The sequence below is a fragment of the Paenibacillus sp. DMB5 genome, assembly GCF_001517085.1.
Taxonomy (GTDB): Bacteria; Bacillota; Bacilli; order Paenibacillales; family Paenibacillaceae; genus Paenibacillus_AQ.
Genome location: NZ_LRAC01000144.1, coordinates 1 through 25,513 on the forward strand (window position 1 = coordinate 1; position 25,513 = coordinate 25,513).

Sequence of the window (25,513 nt, forward strand, 5' to 3'; positions counted from 1 at the left end):
ATTAAATGCGTTCTATATAGATGGAAAAGAAGATTTGTTGAAAGATTCTTTTCAAGAAATCGAGGCCTTATACAGAAATATCGAATATTTACGTAATAATTGGTCTGATCAGACTGAATTGAAAAAAACTAAAATTAATGAAGTGCTCTATTCAGGTGATATTCCGTCAATAGAATCAGGGCATCCTTTCATTGAAGTTGAAATTTTATATATGAAGGATAAAGCCCACTTCGTACAGATATGGGACGAATCCCCTGTACGCCGCAGTGTCCGTTTAGGGCGGAATTGGGAAGCTATTGGTGAACACCTTTTCAAACAATTTGTCGAGCAACACGTGAGCGATCCTTGGACGATTTTAAATCGATGGGTTAATCAAGAGGAATTAATGCCAGAAGAAATAAGACTTCACCAAGCTGATTTAGCTAAATTCTTTAAAGAAGATCAAAGGATTTTCTGGCAGAAGCTTCAAACCTCCCGGATCAATGATTTAATAGACATTACCTTGTACAGAAGTGACGGATCTCGAGCTGGTTCACTAACGGATAATGGTTTGTCAGACGGTCAAAAAAACACAGCTATTCTAGCTCTTTTATTTGCAGATGGTACAAATCCCATTGTAATAGATCAACCGGAAGATGAGTTGGACTCTGATTTTATATACAACGAATTAGTACCTCTTTTGAGGAAAGTTAAACACAAACGACAGATAATCTTAACTACTCACAATGCAAATATACCGGTAAATGGTGATAGCGAGCTTGTTTATGCTCTAAGTACTGTAATGGGTAGGGGGACTGTGAGGGCTGAAGGAGGATTAGAGAAACCAGTACTGCGTAATACTGTACTACAAGTTATGGAGGGTTCGGAAGAGGCATTTCGTAGAAGAAGAGAGAAATACTCCTTCTAAATAGTATGTGACAAACGATAGATACTCTTGCCTCATACTGTTTATGGGATGCATTTGCTGTATCAGCAGTTATAGTATTGGTAAATGATCTGAGTTCACAGAAAGAAAATCAAAGATGATGAGTATAGAAAGCTGATTATTCTGACATTGAAATAATTAAAAGGATTCCTTCAGGGAATCAGAAGAGGGTTAAATATATGAGCAAAGGTGGATTTGGGACAGCTCCGTACCAAGGTTACGAATATCAGATTTATGTCACTGTTTGGCTAGCGCTTAAACTAATAATTGAATCTCAACACAGCAATAGTATATTCATAGAGCCATTAACAGGTGAAGATGTATCGGTTAATCTTTCTGATGATACAGATTTAACGTCTAGCAACATTGGATTTTCACTGGGTGGGATGCACTTGGAGATACAGATCAAGCGGAAAACCACTGGTGCTTGGTCCGTTTCGGAAGTTGCTAAAATGGTTCGTGGAGAGGATTTGGATCCCTATTCATCGGCAAAACGCATGTGGCCGATCGTTTCGCTAGTCGAACGAAGCGATTACAGATATGTATTAATAACAAATACAACAGTGACGCAGTCATTAAGGCCTTACATTTTGGAAGATATTCTTGAAGTGTCAAATGCCCATTCTCTACTTTCTTCATTTTCGAAGGGGGTGAGCCTACAGCGATCCGATTTAATTGCACAACGTATAGGCATACTTGAGCATCAGGATATGACAGTACTAAACTACAAGATTAGAGAGCTACTCCACAGTAAAGCTTATGTTCCCCAAGGACATATTACTGAATGTTTCACAGAGTTAGTATCTCAGGTCAGAGAACGCCTGCTTGGAATTCATTCTCAAGAATGGAGTAGAAATGAAATTGAGACGGTAATCCGAAATTACGGTGGACTTCCAAATAAACCAGAACAAGTAATGAATTTTATCCCGCCTTCCTCTTACCCAGATATGATTCAGGCTCTTGAACAAAAAAATGCTTTGTTACTGTCGGGACCACCCGGTGTGGGGAAGACGATTGCAGCTAATAATTTGGAGTATATGCACAAGACGATGGATCCTCCCTTTACTATAGTAACCGAAGAAAAGACTCCAACAGAGATTGGCAGATTACTTCAGTCACCTGGTAGATATTTGTTTTATTTATCAGATCCATGGGGGCAAAGTAAGTTGGAAGAGGATGCGGCGAAATGGACAAGCGAGCTGCCAAAGTTATTAAATCTAGCAAGTGAAGATAAACGCTTTCTCATAACAACAAGGACAGCAATTCAGAAGGAAGCGAAGGCTGCGGAACATTTTCATTTCACCTCTATTACAATGAAGTTACTAGCACAGCATTACCAAAAGGATGAAAGATTAAGAATGTTGTGGTTGCATGCCGGAATGGTTGACTCGTTTCAGAAGGACTTTCTCAACGTACATCAACATACAATTGTAAAATCCCTTTTAGTGCCGATGTCTATTTCAGAGTTTGCCCATCGACTGAAGCGCTCCGATATGAAGAAGGAGAAAGTGTCTTTAAAAGAAATGCTCGAACAATCTAATGTAGATACGATCAGCCGGACTGTTCAACAAGAACTCTCCGGTTTGGAGTGGGAGGTAAAATCAGAGGTAATTGTGTTGTGGTCTTTATTTTCCATTAACCGCAGTCCGTCAGAAAAAATGCTGAAGGAATTTGTTGCAGCAGTAGAGCAATCAGATTCTACTATAAAACTTCATATTAGGAAATTGACTAATTGGATGGTTCAAGCGCAATGGTTAAAGAAAGAAGGCTTTTTGTATACCGCCCATCCGACGGTCATAAAAGGGTTAGAGCTAATAGTTGCAAATGAGCCGGATCTTACCGTCCAGGTGACAAGCGCTTTACTAAAAGGAGTGTTCAATGTTAGTCGACAACTGACTTTCGAACTTCTGAAATGCTTTAATGGGCGTGTTGAAGATGTTCCAGACAAGGTTCTGGAAGGAATTAATACTTACTTGCGTATGGCTTTATTAGAAGCACATGATGAGATGTTCGTCGATGCACTTAGAGATTTAGTGAGTTGGTCCACGGATAATAAAGACCCGATTGTGCTACTGAGTAAAACTATTTTCCGTAGCGATCGAGGTGGTAGTATGGGGTTCAAGAGGTGGGAGATGCCGAGCTTCTCACCCGAAGTGATACAGCTTATTTCAGCCTCGGAAGGGGCCCGAAGTGTAATGAGCAAATTTATCTCTTATTTACTGCCTCAGACAAATGTTATATACGGAGATTCATTGCTCTCGTTTCTTGAAATGCTTGGCTGGGAGATGGCTGATTCGTTTTTGCGAGGAGTCCCCTCCTTGATTACGGAATCAAGCTTTAACGATAAGCTTGTCATCGCTGGTGCGTTGTCTGGATCACATCCGCCATATGAAGAAATACTATCCCATGCGTTAACGGAATTGAGAGCAGCAGAGCATTGGTACCGAAACTACAAGGAGCTAAAACGAAAGGCAGAACAGGCAGAATTAGACGCTTCGTATGCTTCTCATGTCTATGAGCAGCCAAGCGATAGGTTCTCACCTATTACCGGAGTGATTAAAGAAGTGCTAAAGATTAGAAGGGATAAGGAAGGGTATAAATGGATTGTCCAACATACTCATGTCATGGATTTATTGGAAGAATGGGCGGCAGTTTTAGCAGAAGAAAATGCTTCGGATCAAGAGTTGATGGCTATGTTAGATATATGTCGGACGAATGGAAGAACGGATGTCTTTGAGGTTATTGCCAAGAAGGGTAGGAAAAATCTAGTTCCTGTATTAATTGACTATTTAGTTACAAGTGAAAATAGTGAAATCCATGCTTGTATGAACGCGCTTGTAACACTATGCGATGATAAGCAGTGGCAAGAAGTTGTTATTCAAAGAAAAAAGTCTATGGACTTTATCCTACGAGCTGAATTGGTGTTTGATTGCTACCATCAAGATTCATTGGGTGAACGCGAATCTAGGTTGCTGAGTCTTTTTGAGTCTGTAGAGGCAGATACTATTTCCTTTTGTTTAATAATGTTTAAGAAAGGGATTGAAGGGCTTCCTTTGGAGGTAACGGTCGAGCACCTTGATTTATTGAAACAACTTGCTGAATGGACAGGCGAACATATGGCTATCTGTGCCATATATGTACTTGCTGCATATGATGAGCCAATTCAATCCTTCCTTTCTCGTCTAGTGCAAAGCGATGATTATCGAATTAAAGAAAATATTATTACCCTTCTTGATTATGAAAACTCGGAGGATAATCGTAAAACGATCAAACAGTTTCTGCAAGATTCTGACTATAGATGCCGCCGGAGTGCAATGAAGGCTCTAGCTCCTATGAGCAATTTGGAAGAAAGGCTGAGCTTGTTAGAAATGGCTGCGGACACCAGCGCCCCGATCCGACTTGAGTTAGCCAATATTTTAAAGGAACATATGTGGGGCGAGGGAATTCCGACTCTAATCACATTACTATCAGATACACGAAACTTTAATGAAGGTTATGGAGGCCTTGAAGAATATAAAGTTGCTCGAGCTGCAGTACAAGCATTAATGGCATACCCCGACATACCCATGAGTCATATGAATGAAATTTTGGGCTTTGCCGTAGACGGAGTAACTATCCACCATGATATAGAACTGAGCTATCAACTGATTGATTTAGTTTCTCGGTTCAGACATGAAAATGTGCCGGGAATAATGCGTAACTGCTTAGACAATTACCAGGAGATGACCGGTTATAAAGGTAAAGGATTCCCGATTCGTTATGCCGGTGCTTGGGGCTATGTTCATCAAATTATTGAACTAAATTACTATCCTGATGAAGCAGATATGAACACTTTGATTGAGGGTGCGCTACATCACGATTACCGCTTAACTGGTCCGTGCCTAATAGCGCTGGGGTATGCGTCTCTCAGTTCTAAGTCTTATGTCAGAAAACTGCTCCAACTACCACTGTCAGAGGATCAATTCTTTTTATTATACGCTTCTGCGACGTTAAGTAATAATAAGGAATTATTAGATGAACTAGATAAGGCGCCTCAGGTAAACGGTGATTATCCAGGTCTCTTGTTTTTAGAATGGTGGCATTGTCATAAATGTCCAAGCAGAGAAGAGTGGAAGACATTTTATGTCGGAGATACGATAAGTCAGTGGATTGATAAAATGCAATCAATGGGTGGAATATGGCTGAGTATATGTTTTCTCATTAATAAAATGTGTGGCGATGTGATTAAGGACACTTTTGTCATTCCAGATGCAAGGGGAAATGACTTGGAGAATATTATTCCTATTATGAACTTACGAACGATGGCAGGGGGAGAGTAGGTGTTATTTGCTTATATAGCGTGTAATGTATCTAGGATTTACTCATTCTTTGCGTTATTTGTAATTAGCCAAATGTTCCAGATATGGTACCTAAGCTTAAAAGAGCACTATTGAAAAACATAGTTATAATCTTTATTTATCTAGGCGAAAGTTGACGGATACAAACTTAAACGTTGTCTGACACAATTGCAATTCGTTTTTCAAAATCAAATAAACAATATAAATACTACTTTTAGGTAGAAGGTGAGTTACTTAATGTTTATTTTAGGTAAATCAAATGATGATAAGGGAAAGCAATTAGAGGAACTAACTAAAAGAATATTGATTTAATTAAATTATCAAAATATAACAACTAATTATATTGGCCCGGGTGGGGAAGAGATTGATGTAGTTGCAGATTTTAAAATACCTAATATTGGTATGAGCATAACTAGAAGATTGATTTGTGAATGCAAGGCATATAAAACTCCACTAGATACATCAAGTTGGTTGAAGTTTTTAGGAAAAGTGTTTGTGGAAGAATCAAGTAAGGAAGAAGTTTATGGCTGCTTTATTGCTTTATCTGGTGTTAATGGTAATGTAAAAGGGAACTATGAAGAAATAAGAAAAAATCGCTCCAATATCATATTAGTTACTGGGGAGTCTTTGAACGAAGCAGTTACTCAGATGTACAACTTGGGCAATTTAAATGATATAAATGAAAAAATAAAAAGATTAACAAATAAAATGATAAGAATGATGGAAATTTGCTATTACGATAATGATGTTTATTGGATTGTTGTTTTTAACAATGATGAATATACTCTGCTTAACTCTTTAGGTGATTTTTTAAGTGAAGAAACTGCATTAATTATTAGTTCATTAATTGAAAGTTCAAATGCATATGGTAAATACGTAGACATCATGAAAGAAAATCAAGCAGCACTAAGATTCTTGTATACCAAAAAAGCTGTCTTGTCTGGAATTATGATTAATAATGGGTGTATGAAAATTGAAGAACTTATAGAGTTTTATTTTGGTATTAGTGATATATCTAGTGAAGAAATACTCCATAGTATAAACGAATTATTACGCTTAGGTTTTATAGAATGTAAAGGATCTAATGTATGCATTGCAAATGATTTTGATGACTTAATTATTGATTTTTTTCGATTTTTTCTATCGGAAGATTTTATTTTTATTCAAGCAGTTGGCTGCGAATTTTATGACAGTTGTATTAATGATGATCTTATCAATAGGTTAGAGGAAATTCAATATGGTATGCGTTTTTCTTCAGAAGAAAGAAGTGCAATTAAGAAATTGATAAAATTATCTCCATCCGCTTTCTCTAGGTCGCTTTATCCAGAGGAAACGATATCAGGTTATTATCGGCAAGGATTAAATGATAGTAAGATCGAAGAACATAACCGAAAATATTTTGTGAAACTATTATATGATAATTTCATTGGGGATTTTAGAAATCAATCCTATATTAACTATTTTATGAAGTTAGAGAGATAATGGAAATCCAAAGTGACCAAATGTTCAAAATAAAAGGGGAACATGGATTAATTACTCAAGGTGATTTTTCTAACAGAATCACTATTATGAAGGTTCCTGACGAACATGGTGGGGGACATGTTCAAGCGTTAGTTATGAGTGATCATCCGGAACCGTGGGAAGGCCTTGGTATTTTAACAAAAAAGGCAGAACCAAGTGATTTGAATGGCACAAATTGAGATTGATAACTCATTAATTGAAGAAGGCAATTACGTCAGATAACAATATATTCACGTATTTGGGCATACGCCTTCTGTCCGGTAGGGGGATTTCGAGGAAGTAGGAGCAGTCGGACATACCCAACATTTACTGGGCGTTGTGAATACGAGAACGTTATAAGAAATCAGTGTAAAGACGTAAAATTAATCATGTTTAAATTATATAGGTAGTGCAATAATTTGCGTATAAACAAAATAGAAGGTGAGCAAACCATTGACTATGTATCACTCTTTGAAATATTACTTAAAAATAGGGTATTTACCTATTCTAGATAGGTATCGATTAAAGGATATTAATATTGAATACGGTTGTTATATTGCTTTAGACGTGTGTCTTCCACTGTATAAAGTAATGGAGATGAATGCTCAAAGTTTAGAAGACACGTGGGGAAAAGTAAATGATTATATTGCTAATTCGTTAAGAATTATTACTGACGTTTATGGTGAAGAATTAGAGATTAATGCAGACGGTAAATTAAGAGATGTTGATAGAGAAATAATAAACGAAATTAAGGACCAATTGAAAACACCTCCTGCAGCATGCTACCCTTTATATTTTATATCTGTTGGTGATGGTATAGATGAAAGACTTGTATACGTAGGAAAGACATCTTCAAAAACACATCGCTTTGCAGGAGGGCATAGTGCTGGACTAAAGCTTCATGCACCTGAATATGAGGGAATGAGTAAACACATATACTTTGGCACGGTTGTTTTCTTAGATAATAATAAAAATTATATGCCTTTAGAATTTATTCAACCCTTTGAAGATGCGAAAAATCTGCTAAGCAACTTAGAAGCTGGGCTAATTTTTAATTTAAAGCCTGAATTAAATTCAACTTACTTGAATAATAGTTACGCACTGTTTGATATGTATGTGAATATTGAAAATCACTCAAGTAGAACTGATTTACTAAAAAACAAGCAAGTAAATATCCAAACATAATTTTTTGCGTTTTACCTTCTAGATATAGCGATTTATGAAAAAATATATATAAATGATACCGAATTAAATTGGTAATAGTAAATAAATTTGATATATACATCAATATTTTAGTTACAATCTTTATTTTCCCGTCTATAAATTGCAGTTACAAACTTTAATCTCATACTTATCTATAAAAAACACTGGAATATCAAGGGGTTAGAGTTACAAAGTATATTTAACACATTCAATACACCTAGAGGGCAGCCTGAAAGTACATTCAGGCTGCTCTCTTTTTATTGGAAAAGTAGTGGATAAGCTGAACCAAGGGGGAGTGCGAAATGAATAGACTAACCTCTCATAATTGTAATTTGAATATTTGGGATCATCTGCCTGATGCGGTATGGGATAAAGTTTCTGATCTATACCAAAGTATGCCTGGTTGGAGAGGATTTACCGATGGGATTCCATACTGGTTTGGGAAGGAGGAAGATGAAGTTTATATTACGGCGTCCGTTGAGCCGAGCGGATTATCATTTTATGCACAGATGAACCAAGATGATTGGTTGTTATGGATAGAGACTTTTAAATCGGAAGCGACAAAGGTATTAGGGTTTGATGTTGGAGAACCCGAAGATGGATTTATTTAATGAGGAGAGGGAGAAGAAGATGAAGCCAATCATTGACCATATCCAAATTACTGTAAAAGATATTCGGGTCGCAGAAGCATTTTATGATAAATTTCTGCCCTTGCTGGGTTACGATATCCAGAACAAAGCGAGTATAGCGATTTCGGAACATGATTTCATCGTTGTCGAGTATTTGCATCCTTCACTGGCGTTTGGGATCACGTCGCCCAGAGCTGCTTTTCAAAATGAAGAAATTCACCGCCGCAAGCCCGGATCATTACATCATCTCGCGTTTAAAGCAGAAACTAGAAAAGAAGTGGACGATATATATTTGAGCTTAGTGGAGATTGGAGCAATCATAGTAGAACAGCCCAGGCTGTATCCGGAGTATGCTCCTGATTATTATGCGGTTTTCTTTAAGGATTTGGAAGGTATCAAATATGAGGTCGTCTGCAGATAACAATGCCTGAAGGCTGGCATGAATTCGGGACTCTTCTCCACGTCAGCGAACCTTTGTATCCATTGCTCTACATAACTCTGACCGAGTATCTTTCTATTTAAAACACTAATGACAGGTCTTACCATGCGTTCATCTTCCCCGTCGGAGTAAATCCGCTCTGTTTATAGCATCTTGTTGTAAACCCAATTGAAGATGGTTAAAAGGTCATTCTGATCCGGCTCCGGACATTGGGGCAACTCATTTAAAGCATCAGCTGCATGGGCTGTGGCGCGGGCCCAGCCTTTTTGTTCGTCGTAGCCGCGGTAATTGCGCTCTTTCCGGAGACTGTAAAAAACGCATTGTTTAATCTGTTGAATATTCTTTTTTGAGAGAAAAGGGGATGCATTGTGCCTCGTGGCTGTCTTCTTTTATTAATTTGTGCCGTGAATTGCTGGGTTGGTAGTATTAAAAATAATAATGAAAATATGGACGCTTCAAGCGATTGGACAGCTGTCTGAGGAGGATATTACCTTTTGCCCGACAACAGAAAGTAACAGCATTGCTAATCTGGTTGCTCATATAAGTGGTGAAGTCCACTCGCGCATTGAAACTATTCTATACAATATTCCAGATACAAGGGATAGAGATAAGGAGTTTACAAGGGGGCTGGAAATGTCCAAAGAGCAGGCGATGAGCAAGGTAAACACTGCTTTTGACATCCTTATTCAGTATCTTGAACATCTCAAATCCATTTTCATACAGGACAGATCATTTTGCAGGGACATGAAACTTAGTGGGACGCTTACGGAGCAGTCATTCAGAAAATAACTTCAAGCTTCAAAAAACAGCTGTTTAACGATATATCCATGCTGAGATTTCGGAATACGCTTAAAGAAACTGTTCCAGCGATGAAGACAGCGTACACTTTGTATTGGATACCGGAGCAGGGCGAAGATATTATTACTTTTCTCGTGGATATGGACTATGTCGTTACGATAGAATTGGACCGCTACGACCATACGATAGCGCCAATAGTTAATGTGGATTCAATAGAAAGTCTGCATACAGGCCTCAGCAAGATTAATCAGATCAGAATAGCCGTAGCCTTGGATTTAGCTAAAAGCGATCTGGCCCGAGTATCACCTGATTTCCGAAGTGGAATTTGAAACGTTTGAAGTCTGGAGCGAGGAGCAAATTACGGACCGCAAGCAGACGTGTGTAATCATCAACCGTCCTGTCATCTGCAGCGGTTATCTGGGAAAAGCGGTGCTGGATCGCTCACTGCTTCGTGACCTTTAGCCGGAACTGGAGACTGCGGTATTACTGGTTAGTGAAATGTTGCTCCGGGTAATATTGGAAATGATACATAACTGCCGAATACAGGAGGGAGTCAAATGAGCGAGGAAGAAGTCCAAGCATCCGGCTGGGACGCCATTGATGAGCAGATGAACAGATTGTACGGTGAACAGGAGCCGAAGCATTACGGTGCCCTCATCCCTTACAGCCTGGGAGGCAAGGACCCGCTGCAGGGGATCAGTGCTTATAAGGCGGAGAGGCCCTATCTGCATTGGCATTTTGTAACGTATGGGTTCTCGGAGCTATATGAAAAAGAGTCCAATGACCCTGATTATAGCGGCTACGGTTTTGAGCTGACCTTCCGGCTAATCCGTAACGCTGATGAGGAAGAGCCTCCGGCCTGGGCGCTGAATCTCCTGCAAAATATGGCGAGATATGTATTTTCGAGCGGCAATATTTTTGCGTCCGGTCATTATCTGGATGCGAATGGCCCGATCTGTCTGGAGGCCGATTCCAAGCTTACTGCGCTTGCTTTTACGGATGATCCGGAGCTTCAGGCGATAGATACGCCTAATGGGCGGGTCGAGTTCCTGCAAATGGTAGGGATCACAGCTGATGAGCTGGAGGCAATGACTACCTGGAATACGAATGCCTTTCTGCATGCGGCGCAGGAAGAGCTCCCGTATTATATCACCGATCTCTTGCGTGATTCGCTGCTGGAGGTTCCCGGTATACAGAGTGCAGTACGTGAAGGGATTGAGCGCGACGGGTCCAGCACAGGCTTTTTTTATGTGGATCAGCTGGAATGGGAGCCGGGCAAAAGCCGCCTGTTCGGCAAGGCGCCGGCCGTTCTTACGATGGGCGCCAAGCAGGCCGAGATGGTAGCCAGACTCCTTAGTGCCCGCCTGATGAAGGGGAAGGAACTGGCTTTAATAAGTCAGCAGCTGCAGGTCATTCTGGAGCTGGCAGAGGAGACTGGCCTGAGCGAAGGTGATAAGTTTGTCCGGATTAGCCTGAGTGAAGCTGCTGTAAGGGAACTCTCAGCGACACTTCTGCCTATGGAGGGGGAATATAAGCTGTCCTCGGCCAAAGGGCTGATCGTGCGGGTGAACAAGACGTATATTAAGGATCAGGATGGCCGGGTAGTGGACACCATAGGTTGAGATGGAGTCAAAAAGAGCTAAACTTGCGTACACCATCTACCAGCAATGAATTCGGCCAAGGAACCAGGAGGATCAACCCTTGAACACCATTCTTTATCTTATGCGTCATGCCGAATCGCCCTATATAGCGGGAATGGAGCTGGAACGAGGCCTATCGCCCAAAGGACAGCAGGATGCGGAACGGGTAAGGTTAACACTGCATAACAAGCCAATTGACCACTTTTACTCCAGTCCTTATGCACGGGCGATTTTGACGATTAAGCCGCTGGCGGAGGAGCGCGGACAGGATATTCTGCTTATAGATGACCTGAGGGAGAGGACAATCGGAGATATAGCCGGTACCGGATTTTATGAAGCTAAACGCTTGGTCTATCAGGATTTCACGTTTTCTTTTCCGGAGGGAGAGTCTTCTGAAACGGCACAGAAGCGTGGTATCCGGGTAGTAGAGGAGCTGCTCAAACGACATGCTGGAAAAAGCATTGCAATCGGAACGCATGGCGACATAATGACGCTTCTTCTGAACGGGTATGACCGGCACTATGATTTTGAATTCTGGCAGTCTACATCGATGCCGGATATTTATAAGGCGGAGTTCAACGGTCTGCAGTTAAAAAGGGTAACGAGGGAGTGGAGCGAACACAGTTAATACAGTTAATTGTGCGAATACTCTCAAAACCCGGCATAGGCCCGATTGTAAGCCTGATTAGAGTGCATTATGACTCAATCAGGCTTTTTTCGCGTAGGGTCTCCGTCTGCTCACCGCCGCAACCCCTCTCTAAACTGACTAGGCGACTCCCCCGTCCACAGCTTGAACTGCTTGGAGAAGTACAAAGGATCGGTGAACCCGCAGGAGTTACCCACCTGTTCCACGCTTAAATTGGTGCGTAGCAGCTCCTTGGCCCGTTCGAGGCGGACCTGATTGATGTACTGCTTGGGGGAGAGGCTGGTCAGCTGTTTGAACACTTTGGTGAAATGGGTCCGGTGATAGCCCAGGGAGGCGGCAAGCTTGTCGATGGACACCGGCAGCATGTATTGGGTCTGGAACCAGCGGATGGCCTGCTCCACTGCACGTTCGGAGTCTGTTAAGGCTTCGGCTGAGGAGTAGCGCAGCTTAGGGGCATTGAGGCGGGCGAATTCGGCAAGAAGAATACGGAACCAGCCGTCCGTAGCCAGAGCAGTTACCATTTCACCGGACTGTTGCCCCAGCACCCGCTCGATACTTTCAAAAAGGCCTGCCAGATGTTCCGGATCAGCACCCCTGACGATGGGATCGGTTGTGGTAATGCCGGTTTTTTCAGCATCTCCAGGGCATGCGGGCCTTGAATGGCAACCCAGCGGTAGCTCCAGGGCTCGGTATGGTCAGCTTCGTAGCTGAATAATACGCCGGGAAAAATAACAAAGGTATCCCCTTGACCGAGCCGATAGCTTTTCCCCTGCCAGACAAAGGTGCCGTAGCCGCTCTCTACAGTATGAATCAAAATGTATGGATGAACGGCGGGGCCGATTTTGTGGCGGGGCTCGGGCCTGGCAGCGCCGGCAAAGGCTATATTCAGATCCGCATTTAATAGGTAGGGGTTAATCTGTATCCTATACTCATAATGTTCCGGGTTCTCCATAGCGGCACCACCTGATTTTAAAATGGATGAAAATAAATGATACTACAAAACTCCATGTAAAGGTGGCAATGTTCCATGCCTATTATGCTGCTGTGATTTTATAGTAAGGGATATAAACAACATTATCAACAGAGTGGTAATGAACACAAAAAGGAGCGTACACATAATGAGCAAAATTGTATTTTTAGGAGCCGGAAGCACTGTTTTCGCTAAAAATGTCCTTGGAGACTGTCTGCTCACGCCAGCCCTGCAGGATTTTGAGATTGCCCTGTTCGATATTAATCCCGAGCGTTTGCGCGATTCCGAAATTATGCTTAACAATATCCGCAAGACTTCTGGAAGCAGATGCAACATAAAGGCATATACAGACCGTAAAGAAGCACTGCGCGGAGCCAAGTATGCGATCAATGCGATCCAGGTCGGCGGGTACGATCCGTGCACGATCACGGACTTTGAAATCCCCAAAAAATACGGCCTCCGCCAGACCATTGCGGACACAATCGGGATCGGCGGGATTTTCCGGAATCTGCGGACCATTCCTGTGCTGGACGAGTTCGCAGCGGATATCCGCGAGGTCTGTCCGGATGTGCTGTTCCTGAATTACACTAACCCGATGGCGGTGCTGACCAACTATATGAGCCGTTACGCCGGGGTGCAGACGGTCGGGCTATGCCATAGTGTGCAGGTATGTGTGCCGGAGCTTTTTAAATCACTGGGAATGGATGATCATGGGGTTAAATCACGGATAGCCGGGATTAATCACATGGCCTGGCTGCTGGAGGTTTCGCGTGACGGGGTAGATTTGTATCCAGAGATCAAGAGACGAGCCCAAGAAAAGCAAAAAGCTGGCAAGCATTCCGACATGGTCCGGTTCGAGCTGATGAATAAATTCGGCTATTATGTAACAGAATCTTCTGAACACAGTGCGGAGTATCATCCTTATTTTATCAAAAGAAACTACCCGGAGCTGATTGACCAGTTGAACATTCCGCTGGATGAATATCCGCGCCGCTGCCGCGAACAGATCAGTAACTGGACGAAGATGAGAGATGAGCTTGTGGGGGATGTTAATCTGGAGCATCAGCGGTCACACGAATACGCATCCTATATCCTTGAAGCCATTGAGACGGATATCCCTTATACGATCGGCGGGAATGTGCTGAATACCGGATTAATTACGAATCTTCCGGATGAGGCCTGCGTCGAGGTACCGTGTCTCGTTAACAGAAACGGGATCAGCCCGACCTATGTCGGAGATCTTCCGCCGCAGCTGGCTGCACTGAACAGAACGAATATCAATACCCAGCTGCTGACGATCGAAGCTGCCAGAACCGGCAAAAAAGAGCATATCTATCATGCGGCGATGCTTGATCCGCACACGGCTGCCGAGCTGTCATTGGATGATATTGTGGCATTGTGCGATGATCTGATTGAAGCACACGGCAGCTGGCTGCCTAAATTTAACTAAGGAGATTTAAGCAATGAGTATGAAAGACAAGCTCCATGACATAAGTTTGTACCTGCCCGGTGATGAGGAGCTGATGAAAGCGCAGACGCTTTGTCTCGAACAGCTCTATGACTTCAACCGGACCCGGCCAAGTGAATACGATAAAAGAATGGCTATGCTCAGGAAGATGTTTGCGGAGATCGGGGAGAACTGCTACATTGAACCGCCGTTTCATGCGAACTGGGGCGGTAAGCATGTGCATTTTGGCAAAAATATATATGCGAACTTCAATCTGACGATGGTGGATGATACCCACATTTATGTCGGGGATTACACGATGTTCGGCCCGAACGTGACTGTAGCTACAGCAGGACACCCTGTTCTTCCTGAGCTGCGGGAACAGGCATATCAATATAACGCGCCCGTTACAATCGGCAAAAACTGCTGGATTGGCGCCGGCGCGGTTATTCTTCCGGGAATTACGATTGGCGATAATACGGTAATCGGTGCAGGCAGCATCGTTACCAAGGACATTCCTGCTAATGTCGTGGCCATCGGCAATCCGTGCAAGGTGCTGCGTGAGATTAACGGGCAGGATGAGCAGTTTTACTTTAAAGGGCGGCGGATTGTGAGGGAGGATTTGGTGTAGAAACGGAATAATATGTGTACAGGACTGCGCGCAGGCGCAGTCTTTTATTTATGCGGTAAGCTCAATTGACAGCCTCCCACCACATACCTATAATTTAAATCATTATGAAAGCTGTTTCACATTCCGATAGCCAACCTGTTAAGGTAAGATGGAACCCCTTTATTTAAGCGGGTTTCATTTTGTTTTTTTATAAAGATTAAAATTAGAAATTAAAAATGGGGGCAGTGGCGGAAGTGAAGTTTGGAACTGTAGGAGCGGTAGCGACCGCCTGAAAGCTTTTCACAGAAAAGCTAGCTACGGAAGCATATGCTGTCTGCGGATTTCAACCGCGAATAGCGGTACAATCGAAGAAATCTGCAGACAACAGCGGCCGGAAGTCCAAACATTCTCTGGAGTCACAGCTTGACCCGTTATATAAAATTAGAAATTTAATCTCTATAAAGTATAGTTCCAAAAAGGAGAAGCCATGGATACAACGTTATGCAAAATAGTAGTGGTGGATGATGAGATGCTGGTGCGGCAGGGGATTATTCATCTGCTGGACTGGGAAGGGGAAGGCTTTCAGATTGTCGGGGAGGCGTCCAACGGCCGTGAGGCGTTTGAGCTGATCGAGTCGCAGCGGCCGCATATTATCCTGACGGATATTGTCATGCCGGTAATGGACGGGGAGGAGCTGATCCGGCTCGTCAAGGGCATGTATCCGGAGATTGAAGTGATTGTGCTCAGCAGCTTCAGCGAGTTCGAATATGTGCGCTCAACGTTTCAGAGCGGGGTGGCCGACTATATCCTGAAGCCAAGGCTGGAAGCCGCATCACTGCTGGCCGTACTGAAGAAGACGGCGCAGCGGATTCCGGTTCTGCAGCAGGTGGACTGGAGAAACGACAAGCGGCAGTCAGCCGACTATATTCTGGATAAGCTCGTCTCCGGCTATCCGGTGGAGTATGAGGCTGAGGCGCTGCAGGAGCTTTTGCCGTTTCCGGGCTATGCGCTCATGGTAGCGGATATAGGCGATGAAGCGTCGGCCATCAGCCGTAAGGAGGAATGGCTGGAGAACAGCATCCGTTCGCTGCTGCAGAGCGGCGGCAATCCGCCGGCCTTCCGGCGGCTGTCCACGCAGGACGGACATGTCGTCTATTGTTTAACCTGCCTGAAGACGGCATGGAGGCGCTGATCAGGATGGCCGAGCAGGTCTTTACCACCGGGATCCGGGCCAATATGTTTCAGAGTCTGGCCGTCAGCCGGACCTTTACGAAGCTGCCGGAGCTTCACACGGTCTACTCGCAGGAGCTGATGAAGCTGCTGGACCACCGCTTTTTCCTGCCGGAACGCTGTCTGCTGGTTGATCATGGCGGAGAGGCACAGCCGGGACCAGTCTTTGACCAGGAGGCGTTCGCTGCAGAGCTGAACCGGCAGGAGTTCGACCAGGCTTTTGCCCGGTTAAGCGCTTATGTATCCTCGATGTCCGGCCGCCGGGATACAGGAGTGTCCGAGTTCAAGTCCTTCCTGTGCCACAGCATTTTTCAGATCATCGGCATGCTGCTGCAATTCCATTACGAGGCGCGGGCCCTGGATGAGAGCAAATACGAATACTTCCGCTCGATTCATGAAGCAAGGCATGTCGGGGAGACAGAGGCCAGACTGCTGCAGTTTCTGCAGGATGCGAACGAATGCGTTACGAAGAACCGCGGCGGAACACCGGCGATGCAGAAGATACTCCTGTACATCGACGAGCATTATTCGCGCCAGCTTACGCTGACGGAAGTCGCCAGGGAGTTTCATTTTAACCCGTCCTATTTGTCGAATTATTTTACCCTGCACAATAAGGAGGGCTTCAACGAATATTTAAACCGGGTGCGGATCGGCAAAGCCTGCCTGCTGCTGAAAGAGAACCCCGGCCTGTCGATTTCCGAGATCAGCAGCCTTGTCGGTTATTCAGACCACAGCTACTTTACCAGAGTGTTCCGCAAGCTGATGAACGTATCGCCAAGCCAATACCGGAAAGGATAATCCGGAATCCTAAGAAGGAGCCTGAAATGGGATTAATCGAAAAATGGCTCGGAAAGCTCAGAGACCAGAGCCTGTTCAGCAAAATATTCGTTGTTATGGTTATCAGCATTGTGCTCGTTACCGTACTGATTACTACAGTGACTGCGCAAATGTCGCAGACGCTGTTCGTGCAGACCTTCAGCATTACCAATTCAAAAATCATCGACCAGATCAAAAGCGCACTGGATAACTCGCACTATACTACCGTTAATACAGCGATAAATGTCGGGCAGAGCGGGGTAATCCGCAGCTTCATGACCGAAAAGGACGGCAGCTCGCTGGCCAATTTCCGGCGGTATTACAGCATGCGCGACCAGATGGACCGTATTCAGTCCGGCATCGGGGCCGCCAACATCGGCCTGTCCATTCTGGGCGGGAACGGCAGGAGCTATACCAGCGATGTCACGTACTGGTCGGGCTCTTCCGCGCAGCTGAGGGACAATCCGATTACAGCGGCTGCGCAGGAGCAGGGCGGGAAGCTGTTCTATAGCTTTATGGACGCAAGCCCGCTTAATTCAGCGGGCCGTTATCTGGTTGCAGCGAAGGCACTGACTGCACCGGGACTTATAGAACCATACGGTACCCTGTACATGTTCACGCGTGAAAGTGATTTCCGCAAGAACTACGCCAGCTTTACGAGCAAAGGCAATGATGTCATGTTTCTGGATACGGCCGGGCGGATTGTGTCAAGCAACCGGACGGAGCAGATCGGCAGTTATTCGCCCGACCTCCTGAGCAGCGCGAAGCAGATTGCCGAGGCGGGGCTTGCCAGCCAGGAGCTGACCATTGACGGAAGAGAAGTCATCGTGCTGGCCGATTATCTGCCGTCCTATAACTTTTATATTGTGAATCTGATTGATAAAAAGGAGACCATCGGCACGCTGTTTGATAAAAAGATGCTCTTTCTGATCGGCGGAGCGATTGCCGCGGTTGCGGTGCTCTTGATTTATTTTTTGACCAAACGCCTGACGTTGTCCCTGCGCACGCTGGTCAAAAAAATGTCCAATGTGACCAAAAAGAATTTCCATAACTATATGTCTGTCACCGGCAGCTATGAAACGAGGCAGCTAAGCACGGCATTCAACTATATGCTTAAAGAGCTTAATGACTATGTCGCCCAGCTGGTGGAAACGCAGAAGGAGCAGCGGAATGCCGAGCTGGCCGCACTGCAGCAGCAGATCAATCCGCATTTTCTGTATAACACGCTGGCCTCGGTCAATATTCTGGTGCAGCGGGGCAGCAAGGAGCAGGCGACGGAGACGATCCATGCCCTCATCTCGCTGCTTCAGAATACGATCAGCAATGTGAAAGAGACCATTACGGTGGAGGATGAGCTGATTAACCTGAAGCATTATGTTTTTATCAATCAGGTGCGCAACGGCAGCCGGGTCAAGGTAGAGACGTTTGTCTCTCCGGACTGTATGGGGGCTAAGGTACCCAAGCTGATTCTGCAGCCGTTTATTGAGAATGCCTTTTTCCATGCTTTCAATATCAAGACCTCGGGCTATATCTATGTCACCATCATGAAGGACCGGGATACACTGCACTGCGAGGTGGTTGATACAGGAGATGGTATGGATCTGGACAACAAGGAGACAATCCCGGCTTCGACAAGCAGCCGTCAGCTGTTCAGCGGCATCGGCATCCGTAATGTCCATGACCGGCTGCTGCTGCTCTACGGTGAGCCTTACGGCGTAACCATCACCAGCACCCCTGGCCAGGGGACAAAAGTCTCTATCAGAATTCCTTGCTGAAAAAACGCATTGAACCGCTGCCTTTGCAGCATACTATAACAGCTACGCCGCGAGCCGCGCCGCATCCCGGCGCCGGCTTCTTGCATCTGGGCGGCCTGTTTGACCTAAAAAAAGTACGAAAGGAGAAAAATAATCCTAATCCATAGAGCATGGAAGCGGATACAGAAGACAATATTATCACTATTTTAACTAAAATCATTTCTAACGAAATGAGTATCCAGAATGATATTCTGTTTAAAGAAAGCACTTTCAAATACATGTTAGGGGGATATACATCATGAAGAAAAAAGCTACCGCGCTTCTGCTCGCCGGATTTACACTTCTGACCGCCTGCTCAAGCAACGCTAATACTAATAACGAGGCCAATACCGGTGCTGAAGGAAATGCAGCTGGCGGAAACCAGAAAATCACCGTCTGGGCGTGGGACAAAAACTTCAATATTGCTGCAATGAACCTGGCTAAGGACGCTTATGTGGCCAAAAATCCGGATGCACAAATCGAAGTTGTTGAGTACGCACAGGATGACATTATCCAGAAGCTGAACACAGGCCTTAACTCAGGCTCGGCTTCCGGTCTGCCGAACATCGTGCTGATTGAAGATTACCGTGCACAGAGCTTCTTGCAAACGTATCCAGACGCTTTTCAGGAACTGGGCGATGCCATCAATACGGCTGATTTCGCTGAATATAAGCTCGGGCCAACCAGCTTTGACGGCAAGCAATATGGCGTACCGTTCGACTCCGGTGTTGTAGGACTCTATGTCCGCACCGATTATCTGCAGGAAGCAGGCTATACTACTGAAGATCTGCAGGATATCGACTGGCAGCAGTACATTGAGATCGGTAAAGCCATTAAAGAAAAGACAGGCAAAGATATGCTGACTCAGGACCCTAACGATCTGGGGCTGATCCGCATGATGATCCAGTCCGCTGGCTCCTGGTACCTGAAAGAAGACGGAACAACACCTGACCTGAAAGACAACGCGGTTCTGAAGGAAGCATTCGAAAGCTACAAAGAGCTGATGAATGCCAACATTGTTAAGATCAATTCCGACTGGAGCTCCTTCCTGGCCGGCTTCAACAGCGGTGACGTTGCTTCCATTCCTACCGGTAACTGGATTACACCTTCTGTAAAAGCATCGGCTGACCAGTCCGGCAAATGGGCGGTAGTACCGTTCCCTAAACTTAAGAATGCTGCAAACTCCGTACACGCATCTAACCTCGGCGGCAGCTCCTGGTATGTGCTGAACAATGACGGTAAAGAAGCAGCGGTTGAATTCCTGGGCGCAACACTCGGCTCCGACGTTGATCTGTACCAGAAGCTTGTAACAGACGTAGGCGTTGTAGGTACTTACAAACCGGCTGCTGAAGGTGAAGCTTACGGCGCGGCTGATGAATTCTTCGGCGGACAAAAGGTTATCGCTGACTTTGCAAAATGGACAGCTGAAATTCCTAACGTAAACTATGGTCTGCACACTTATGCTATTGAGGACATCCTCAAGGTTGAAATGCAGAACTTCCTGAACGGGACTGCGGTTGATAAAGCGCTTAGCGATGCACAGTCCCAGGCTGAATCCCAAATCCAGTAAAATTGCTGTTACACCTGATGGATCCGTTGTCCTCCCTACCTGCCGTCTAGAGCCAGGGCGGAGGACAGCGGCTTCTCCTTTTAAAGATTTACGCCTGTATAGAGAAAGGAATGAGAGCTGTGAACCATACCATGCGCAACCGCGCTAAGCTTACCGGCTGGCTGTTTATTGCCGTTGCCGTCCTCATGATCTGTCTGTTTTATTTCTATCCGATGATTCAGGCGTTGCTGCTCTCGTTCAAGACGGGCGCAGGGGCTAACCTTCATTTTGACGGATTAACGAATTACAAGCGTCTGCTCAGCGACAAAACCTTTTTTACAGCAGTGAAGAACACCTTCCTGTTCCTGATTGTCCAGGTGCCGATTATGATCGTCTTTGCAATGATGATCTCGGTCCTGCTGAATGACAGCAAACTGCGCTTTAAAGGCTTTTTCCGTACAGCGATTTTCCTGCCTTGCGTAACTTCACTTGTAGCTTACTCCGTTGTGTTCAAATATCTGTTTGGCAATGACGGCCTGATTAACCTGGCTTTAATGAACATGCACATCCTGTCTGAACCAATCCAGTGGATCTCTGATCCTTTCTGGGCGAAAGTTACGATTATCATTGCCATTACCTGGCGCTGGACTGGATACAATATGATTTTCTTCCTCTCCTCGCTGCAAAACATCGACAGTTCCATTTATGAAGCTGCAAAAATTGACGGTGCTTCGGGCCCGAGACAATTTTTCTCGATTACCGTTCCGCTGCTCAAGCCGATCATTCTGTTTACGTCGATCACCTCAACTATCGGTACCCTGCAGCTGTTCGATGAAATTATGAATATAACCAAGGGAGGTCCCGGCAACGCGACGCTCTCCATTTCCCAATATATTTATAATCTTTCGTTCAAGTACACGCCTGACTTCGGATACGCCGCGACTGTGTCGTACTCCATTGTAGTCATGATTATTATTCTGTCCTTCCTTCAAATCAAACTGGCAGGTGATGATAAATAATGAGAAGCTTACGCCGTGCCCCAATTTATATTTTTCTGTCGATTGTAGCGTTTGTTTCGATTTTCCCGTTCCTCTGGATGATTATCAGCGCCACCAACCTTTCGGTGGATGTCACCCAGGGCAGAATGCTGCCCGGTACAGCTCTGTTCGACAATATCAGAAAGCTTACAGAGTCAATCAACCTGGTGCCTGCGCTCTGGAATACACTCAAAATCGCTCTGACCACAACCGTTCTGGCCCTGCTGGTTGCTTCCCTGGCCGGATACGGATTTGAAATTTACCGCAGCAAAGCGAAGGATATGGTCTTCAATCTGTTATTATTATCCATGATGATCCCTTTTGCCGCGCTGATGGTTCCGCTGTATCAGATGTTCTCCAAGCTGTCGGCTGCTGCTCCGCTTATCGGGGTTAATACAGTCGCTGCAGTGGTTCTTCCGACCTTTACGACGGCGTTCCTGATCTTCTTCTTCCGCCAGAGCTCCAAGATGTTCCCTCGTGAGCTGCTTGAAGCCGGACGGATTGACGGATTATCGGAGCTGGGCCTGTTCTTCAAAATCTATATGCCGACGATGAAGACGACCTATTCCGCCGCCGCAATCATCACGTTCATGTCCAGCTGGAACAATTACCTCTGGCCGCTGATCGTGCTGCAGACACCGGAAAAACGGACGATTCCGCTGCTGATCTCGAACCTGGGCTCCAGCTACTCCCCGGATTTCGGCGTTATTATGGCCGCAGTCGTTATCTCTACGCTTCCGACAGCACTTGTCTTCTTCCTGATGCAGAAGCAGTTCGTTGCCGGTATGGTGGGATCCGTGAAATAATGATTGAAAGTTCACTTTCTATCTAAGGAGGAAATGAAATTGGCAGTTACCCCAAGCCTGAGCTGGCTGGAAGATCCGGGCACCTTTAAGGTAAACCGGGTGGAGGCTCATTCGGACCACCGATATTATACAAATATGGCTGAGGCAGAGGCCGGAGCACCGATGGATATGCGCTTCAGCCTGAACGGAAGCTGGAAATTCAGCTATGCGCCGAATCCGGCAAGCCGTGTGGAAGGTTTTTATAAGGAAGAATATAATTGCACCGGCTGGGATAACATCCAGGTTCCCGGACATATTCAGCTGCAGGGCTACGGCCGTCCGCAATATGTCAACACGATGTACCCTTGGGATGGGCTGATTGATCTCCGTCCGCCGCATATTTCTCCGGACCATAATCCGGTCGGCAGCTATGTTAAGGAGTTCCGCCTGCCGGAAAATATGGAGAACGGGCCGCTGTTTATTTCGTTCCAGGGTGTAGAATCGGCGTTCTATGTGTGGCTGAACGGTGAGTTTGTCGGCTATGCCGAGGACAGCTTCACTCCTTCGGAATTTGACCTGACCCCTTTTATGCGGGCAGGCAAAAATAAGCTGGCTGTTGAGGTATACCAGCGCAGCACCGGCGGCTGGCTGGAGGATCAGGATTTCTGGCGTTTCTCCGGGATTTTCCGTGAGGTGTACTTATATACGGTTCCTAAAGTTCATATCCGTGATCTCGAAGTACGGGCTGAGCTGGACGATACTTACACGCAAGGCAGCCTGAACGTAACCATGCGCCTGCTGGATACGCCGCAGGAAGCAGTCAACGCCAAGCTGGAGCTAAAGGACCGGGATGGGGAGGTTCGTCTGAGCACGGAAGGAACCTTTAACGGGCAGGAGCTTACGCTCTCCGGAGAAGTAGCAGATGTTCTGACCTGGAGTGCAGAGAACCCGTATTTGTATACTGTTTGTCTCACTTTGACGGGGGCAGACGGAGCCGTTGTGGAAGCTGTTGTGCAGAAGGCAGGCTTCCGCCGGTTTGAAATGAAGAACAAGCTGATGTGCATTAACGGCAAGCGGATTGTATTCAAAGGCGTCAACCGCCATGAATTCAACTGCCGCAGCGGCCGCAACATTACCCGCGAGGATATGCTATGGGATATCGAGACGCTGAAGAGAGCCAACATCAACGCTGTGCGTACCTCGCATTACCCGAACCAGACGTTATGGTATGAGCTGTGCGATGAATACGGGGTTTATGTGATCGATGAGATGAATCTGGAAACTCACGGCTCCTGGCAGAAGATGGGCGCGGTTGAGCCGTCCTGGAATATTCCGCACAATGACCCGAAGTGGCATGACATCGTGCTGGACCGCGCGATCAACATGGTAGAACGGGACAAGAACCATCCATCCATTCTGATCTGGTCCTGTGGAAACGAATCGTATGCAGGGCAAGTTATTCTGGATGTGGCGAACTGGTTCCGCAGCCGGGATAACAGCCGCCTCGTTCACTATGAAGGCGTGTTCTATGACCGCAATTATAATGATACAAGCGATATGGAGAGCCGGATGTACGCGAAGCCGGCTGACATCGAGGAATATTTGAACAGTAACCCGGACAAGCCTTATCTCAGCTGCGAATACATGCATGCGATGGGTAACTCCGTTGGCGGCATGCATAAATACACCGAGCTTGAGAACAAGTACCCGATGTACCAGGGCGGCTTCATCTGGGATTACATCGACCAGTCCATTCTGAAGAAGGACCGCTATGGTAACGAATTCTTCGCTTACGGCGGTGATTTCGGCGACCGTCCGACGGATTACAGCTTCTGCGGGAACGGCATTGTGTTCGCTGACCGGAAGTGGACACCGAAGATGCAGGAGGTTAAATTTCTGTATCAGAACTACAAGCTTGCGCCGGAGCAATCAGGCATCCGTGTGACTAATGAAAGCCTGTTCGCAGGAACCGAACATTTGGCACTGGAATACAGCCTGTACTGTGACGGCGAGCTGCTCGGCAAGTGGACAACAGAGGTCAGCGCAGCTCCGCAAAGTGAAGTACTGGTGCCAATTGATCTTCCGCAGACAGCAGGAACACCGGGCGAGTACAGCATCCAGGCATCCTTGGTGCTGAAAGAAGCTGAACTTTGGGCCGAAGCTGGATATGAAATTGCCTTCGGCGAGCATATCTTTAATGTGGAAGCCGAACCGGCTGAACTGCCGGCAGGTGCACTGAATGTAGTGGAAGGAGACGTGCAGATCGGCGTAATGGGCGAAGGCTTCACTGTAATCTTCTCCAAGCAGGTCGGATCACTGGTATCCCTGAACTACCACGGACACGAGATGATTGAGGCTCCTCCGGCACCGCTGTTCTGGCGTGCGACTACTGATAACGATAAAGGTACCCAGCTCGGATACCACGGCGGAGCCTGGTATGCTGCCAGTCTGGCCCGCAAATGCGTAGAAGTAAGCCTTGAGAAGCAGGAGGGTGCAGTAACGGTAAGCTTTGATTACCGGTTCAGCATTCATGAAAAGCTTGAGTTTAAAACGGCTTATACCGTCTATGGTGACGGAACAGTAAGAGTTCGTACACGTTATACCGGTGCTGCCGGACTTCCGGATGTGCCGATCGTAGCCTTGTCCTTCAAAATGTCGGCTGACTATGGGCAGTCAGAGTGGTATGCGATGGGACCTGAGGAGAACTACATCGACCGGGCATTCGGTGCCAGACTTGGCGTATTCAGCCGGAAGGTGCAGGACCTGCCGTCCCGCTACCTTGTACCGCAGGAATCGGGCAACCGCACCGGCGTCCGCCGCGTGAAGATTACCGATAACGCAGGCATCGGGCTGCAGATTTCAGCTCCGGCAAGCGCACCTGTAGAGTGCACTTTGTCGCCTTACACGGCATTCGAGCTGGAGCATGCCGCTCATCCGTTTGAGCTTCCGCAGGTTCACTACACTGTAGTAACTGTAGCCGGCAGACAAATGGGCGTCGGCGGCGACGACAGCTGGGGCGCACCGGTTCATCCGGAATACAAAATTCCTGCGGACCAGACGCTGGAATATGAATTCTTCCTGTCCGGTGTGGGATTGGGCGAGCGTTAATTTAATATTGCAGAAGTGAAACCGGCCCCGGTCTGATTGCCATCAGACGGG

General features: G+C 45.9%; 20 protein-coding genes and 2 pseudogenes. 19 read left to right on the forward strand and 3 right to left on the reverse strand.

Annotated features, from left to right (window positions below):
- From AWJ19_RS24735 to AWJ19_RS24765, 7 genes are all read left to right on the forward strand, one after another.
- On the forward strand, positions 1–907 hold a 907-nt coding region (locus AWJ19_RS24735; RefSeq protein WP_157890084.1), incomplete at its 5' end, for an AAA family ATPase.
- Between the two features lie 197 nt (positions 908–1,104).
- Complete coding sequence (locus AWJ19_RS24740) at positions 1,105–5,244, forward strand: HEAT repeat domain-containing protein (RefSeq protein ID WP_068727921.1); 4,140 nt, start codon at positions 1,105–1,107, stop codon at positions 5,242–5,244.
- A 513-nt stretch (positions 5,245–5,757) separates the two neighbouring features.
- Positions 5,758–6,744 carry a hypothetical protein gene (locus AWJ19_RS24745; RefSeq protein ID WP_068727922.1) on the forward strand — a complete coding sequence of 329 codons (987 nt, stop codon included), beginning with the start codon at positions 5,758–5,760 and terminating at the stop codon, positions 6,742–6,744.
- On the forward strand, positions 6,744–6,962 hold the full coding sequence (locus tag AWJ19_RS24750; protein WP_068727923.1) for a hypothetical protein: 219 nt from the start codon (positions 6,744–6,746) through the stop codon (positions 6,960–6,962). Before AWJ19_RS24745 ends, AWJ19_RS24750 begins: the two co-directional genes overlap by 1 nt.
- A gap of 253 nt (positions 6,963–7,215) precedes the next feature.
- Complete coding sequence (locus tag AWJ19_RS24755) at positions 7,216–7,947, forward strand: hypothetical protein (RefSeq protein ID WP_068727924.1); 732 nt, start codon at positions 7,216–7,218, stop codon at positions 7,945–7,947.
- Between the two features lie 320 nt (positions 7,948–8,267).
- On the forward strand, positions 8,268–8,576 hold the full coding sequence (locus AWJ19_RS24760; protein WP_068727925.1) for a hypothetical protein: 309 nt from the start codon (positions 8,268–8,270) through the stop codon (positions 8,574–8,576).
- Entirely contained in the window at positions 8,563–9,015 is a 453-nt protein-coding gene (locus AWJ19_RS24765; protein WP_241781873.1) for a VOC family protein, read from the forward strand. Before AWJ19_RS24760 ends, AWJ19_RS24765 begins: the two co-directional genes overlap by 14 nt.
- Here the strand turns inward: AWJ19_RS24765 and AWJ19_RS37700 are convergent.
- A pseudogene (locus tag AWJ19_RS37700) lies at positions 8,958–9,398 on the reverse strand (DUF2785 domain-containing protein); the annotation flags it as partial. The gene AWJ19_RS24765 and the pseudogene AWJ19_RS37700 sit on opposite strands and share 58 nt — an antisense overlap.
- Positions 9,399–10,149: 751 nt before the next feature.
- Between AWJ19_RS37700 and AWJ19_RS35400 the strand changes: the two are divergent.
- The 3 genes from AWJ19_RS35400 to AWJ19_RS24780 all read left to right on the forward strand — a co-directional run bounded on the left by AWJ19_RS35400 (position 10,150) and on the right by AWJ19_RS24780 (position 12,099).
- On the forward strand, positions 10,150–10,293 hold the full coding sequence (locus AWJ19_RS35400; RefSeq protein WP_157890085.1) for a hypothetical protein: 144 nt from the start codon (positions 10,150–10,152) through the stop codon (positions 10,291–10,293).
- Between the two features lie 95 nt (positions 10,294–10,388).
- Positions 10,389–11,453, forward strand: a complete 1,065-nt coding sequence (locus AWJ19_RS24775) for a suppressor of fused domain protein (RefSeq protein WP_068727926.1) — start codon at positions 10,389–10,391, stop codon at positions 11,451–11,453.
- 79 nt (positions 11,454–11,532) lie between these two features.
- Positions 11,533–12,099: a histidine phosphatase family protein gene (locus AWJ19_RS24780; protein ID WP_241781874.1), complete on the forward strand. Its 567-nt coding sequence runs from the start codon at positions 11,533–11,535 to the stop codon at positions 12,097–12,099.
- Positions 12,100–12,209: 110 nt separating this feature from the next.
- Here the strand turns inward: AWJ19_RS24780 and AWJ19_RS36865 are convergent, their stop codons facing one another.
- Together AWJ19_RS36865 and AWJ19_RS36870 are read right to left on the reverse strand one after the other, a co-directional pair.
- A complete protein-coding gene (locus tag AWJ19_RS36865; RefSeq protein WP_241781875.1) occupies positions 12,210–12,662 on the reverse strand; it encodes an AraC family transcriptional regulator in 453 nt (150 codons plus the stop codon).
- A complete protein-coding gene (locus AWJ19_RS36870) occupies positions 12,632–13,069 on the reverse strand; it encodes an AraC family ligand binding domain-containing protein (RefSeq protein ID WP_241781876.1) in 438 nt (145 codons plus the stop codon). Before AWJ19_RS36870 ends, AWJ19_RS36865 begins: the two co-directional genes overlap by 31 nt.
- A gap of 166 nt (positions 13,070–13,235) precedes the next feature.
- On the opposite strand from AWJ19_RS36870, the gene AWJ19_RS24790 reads away from it, so the two are divergent.
- The 9 genes and pseudogenes from AWJ19_RS24790 (at position 13,236) to AWJ19_RS24830 (ending at position 25,462) form a co-directional block, all read left to right on the forward strand.
- Positions 13,236–14,537: an alpha-glucosidase/alpha-galactosidase gene (locus tag AWJ19_RS24790; protein ID WP_068727927.1), complete on the forward strand. Its 1,302-nt coding sequence runs from the start codon at positions 13,236–13,238 to the stop codon at positions 14,535–14,537.
- A 13-nt stretch (positions 14,538–14,550) separates the two neighbouring features.
- The gene (locus AWJ19_RS24795; RefSeq protein ID WP_068727928.1) at positions 14,551–15,165 is read left to right on the forward strand and encodes a sugar O-acetyltransferase; all 615 of its coding nucleotides are present in this window, start codon (positions 14,551–14,553) and stop codon (positions 15,163–15,165) included.
- 466 nt (positions 15,166–15,631) lie between these two features.
- Positions 15,632–16,123 (forward strand): annotated as a pseudogene (locus AWJ19_RS24800) (response regulator); the annotation flags it as partial.
- Between the two features lie 83 nt (positions 16,124–16,206).
- Positions 16,207–17,172, forward strand: coding sequence for a helix-turn-helix domain-containing protein (locus AWJ19_RS36875; RefSeq protein WP_082708103.1), 966 nt, complete (start codon positions 16,207–16,209; stop codon positions 17,170–17,172).
- A gap of 26 nt (positions 17,173–17,198) precedes the next feature.
- On the forward strand, positions 17,199–18,965 hold the full coding sequence (locus tag AWJ19_RS24810; RefSeq protein ID WP_068727931.1) for a histidine kinase: 1,767 nt from the start codon (positions 17,199–17,201) through the stop codon (positions 18,963–18,965).
- Between the two features lie 277 nt (positions 18,966–19,242).
- Positions 19,243–20,553: an extracellular solute-binding protein gene (locus AWJ19_RS24815; RefSeq protein ID WP_068727932.1), complete on the forward strand. Its 1,311-nt coding sequence runs from the start codon at positions 19,243–19,245 to the stop codon at positions 20,551–20,553.
- A gap of 110 nt (positions 20,554–20,663) precedes the next feature.
- On the forward strand, positions 20,664–21,551 hold the full coding sequence (locus tag AWJ19_RS24820) for a sugar ABC transporter permease (protein ID WP_068727933.1): 888 nt from the start codon (positions 20,664–20,666) through the stop codon (positions 21,549–21,551).
- Complete coding sequence (locus AWJ19_RS24825; RefSeq protein WP_039877315.1) at positions 21,551–22,375, forward strand: carbohydrate ABC transporter permease; 825 nt, start codon at positions 21,551–21,553, stop codon at positions 22,373–22,375. The genes AWJ19_RS24820 and AWJ19_RS24825 overlap by 1 nt, the downstream gene beginning before the upstream one ends.
- Positions 22,376–22,408: 33 nt before the next feature.
- Positions 22,409–25,462: a glycoside hydrolase family 2 TIM barrel-domain containing protein gene (locus tag AWJ19_RS24830; protein ID WP_068727934.1), complete on the forward strand. Its 3,054-nt coding sequence runs from the start codon at positions 22,409–22,411 to the stop codon at positions 25,460–25,462.
- Positions 25,463–25,513 lie beyond the last annotated feature (51 nt).

Coding starts and splice junctions, on each gene's coding strand:
- AWJ19_RS24750 (WP_068727923.1), top strand. CDS start 6,744: ATGGAAATCCAAAGTGACCAAATGTTCAAAATAAAAGGGGAACATGGA.
- AWJ19_RS24790 (WP_068727927.1), top strand. CDS start 13,236: ATGAGCAAAATTGTATTTTTAGGAGCCGGAAGCACTGTTTTCGCTAAA.
- AWJ19_RS24740 (WP_068727921.1), top strand. CDS start 1,105: ATGAGCAAAGGTGGATTTGGGACAGCTCCGTACCAAGGTTACGAATAT.
- AWJ19_RS24825 (WP_039877315.1), top strand. CDS start 21,551: ATGAGAAGCTTACGCCGTGCCCCAATTTATATTTTTCTGTCGATTGTA.
- AWJ19_RS24810 (WP_068727931.1), top strand. CDS start 17,199: ATGGGATTAATCGAAAAATGGCTCGGAAAGCTCAGAGACCAGAGCCTG.
- AWJ19_RS24795 (WP_068727928.1), top strand. CDS start 14,551: ATGAGTATGAAAGACAAGCTCCATGACATAAGTTTGTACCTGCCCGGT.
- AWJ19_RS24760 (WP_068727925.1), top strand. CDS start 8,268: ATGAATAGACTAACCTCTCATAATTGTAATTTGAATATTTGGGATCAT.
- AWJ19_RS24815 (WP_068727932.1), top strand. CDS start 19,243: ATGAAGAAAAAAGCTACCGCGCTTCTGCTCGCCGGATTTACACTTCTG.
- AWJ19_RS24765 (WP_241781873.1), top strand. CDS start 8,563: ATGGATTTATTTAATGAGGAGAGGGAGAAGAAGATGAAGCCAATCATT.
- AWJ19_RS24775 (WP_068727926.1), top strand. CDS start 10,389: ATGAGCGAGGAAGAAGTCCAAGCATCCGGCTGGGACGCCATTGATGAG.
- AWJ19_RS24830 (WP_068727934.1), top strand. CDS start 22,409: ATGAAATTGGCAGTTACCCCAAGCCTGAGCTGGCTGGAAGATCCGGGC.
- AWJ19_RS36870 (WP_241781876.1), bottom strand. CDS start 13,069: ATGGAGAACCCGGAACATTATGAGTATAGGATACAGATTAACCCCTAC.
- AWJ19_RS24820 (WP_068727933.1), top strand. CDS start 20,664: ATGAGAGCTGTGAACCATACCATGCGCAACCGCGCTAAGCTTACCGGC.
- AWJ19_RS36875 (WP_082708103.1), top strand. CDS start 16,207: ATGGCTGGAGAACAGCATCCGTTCGCTGCTGCAGAGCGGCGGCAATCC.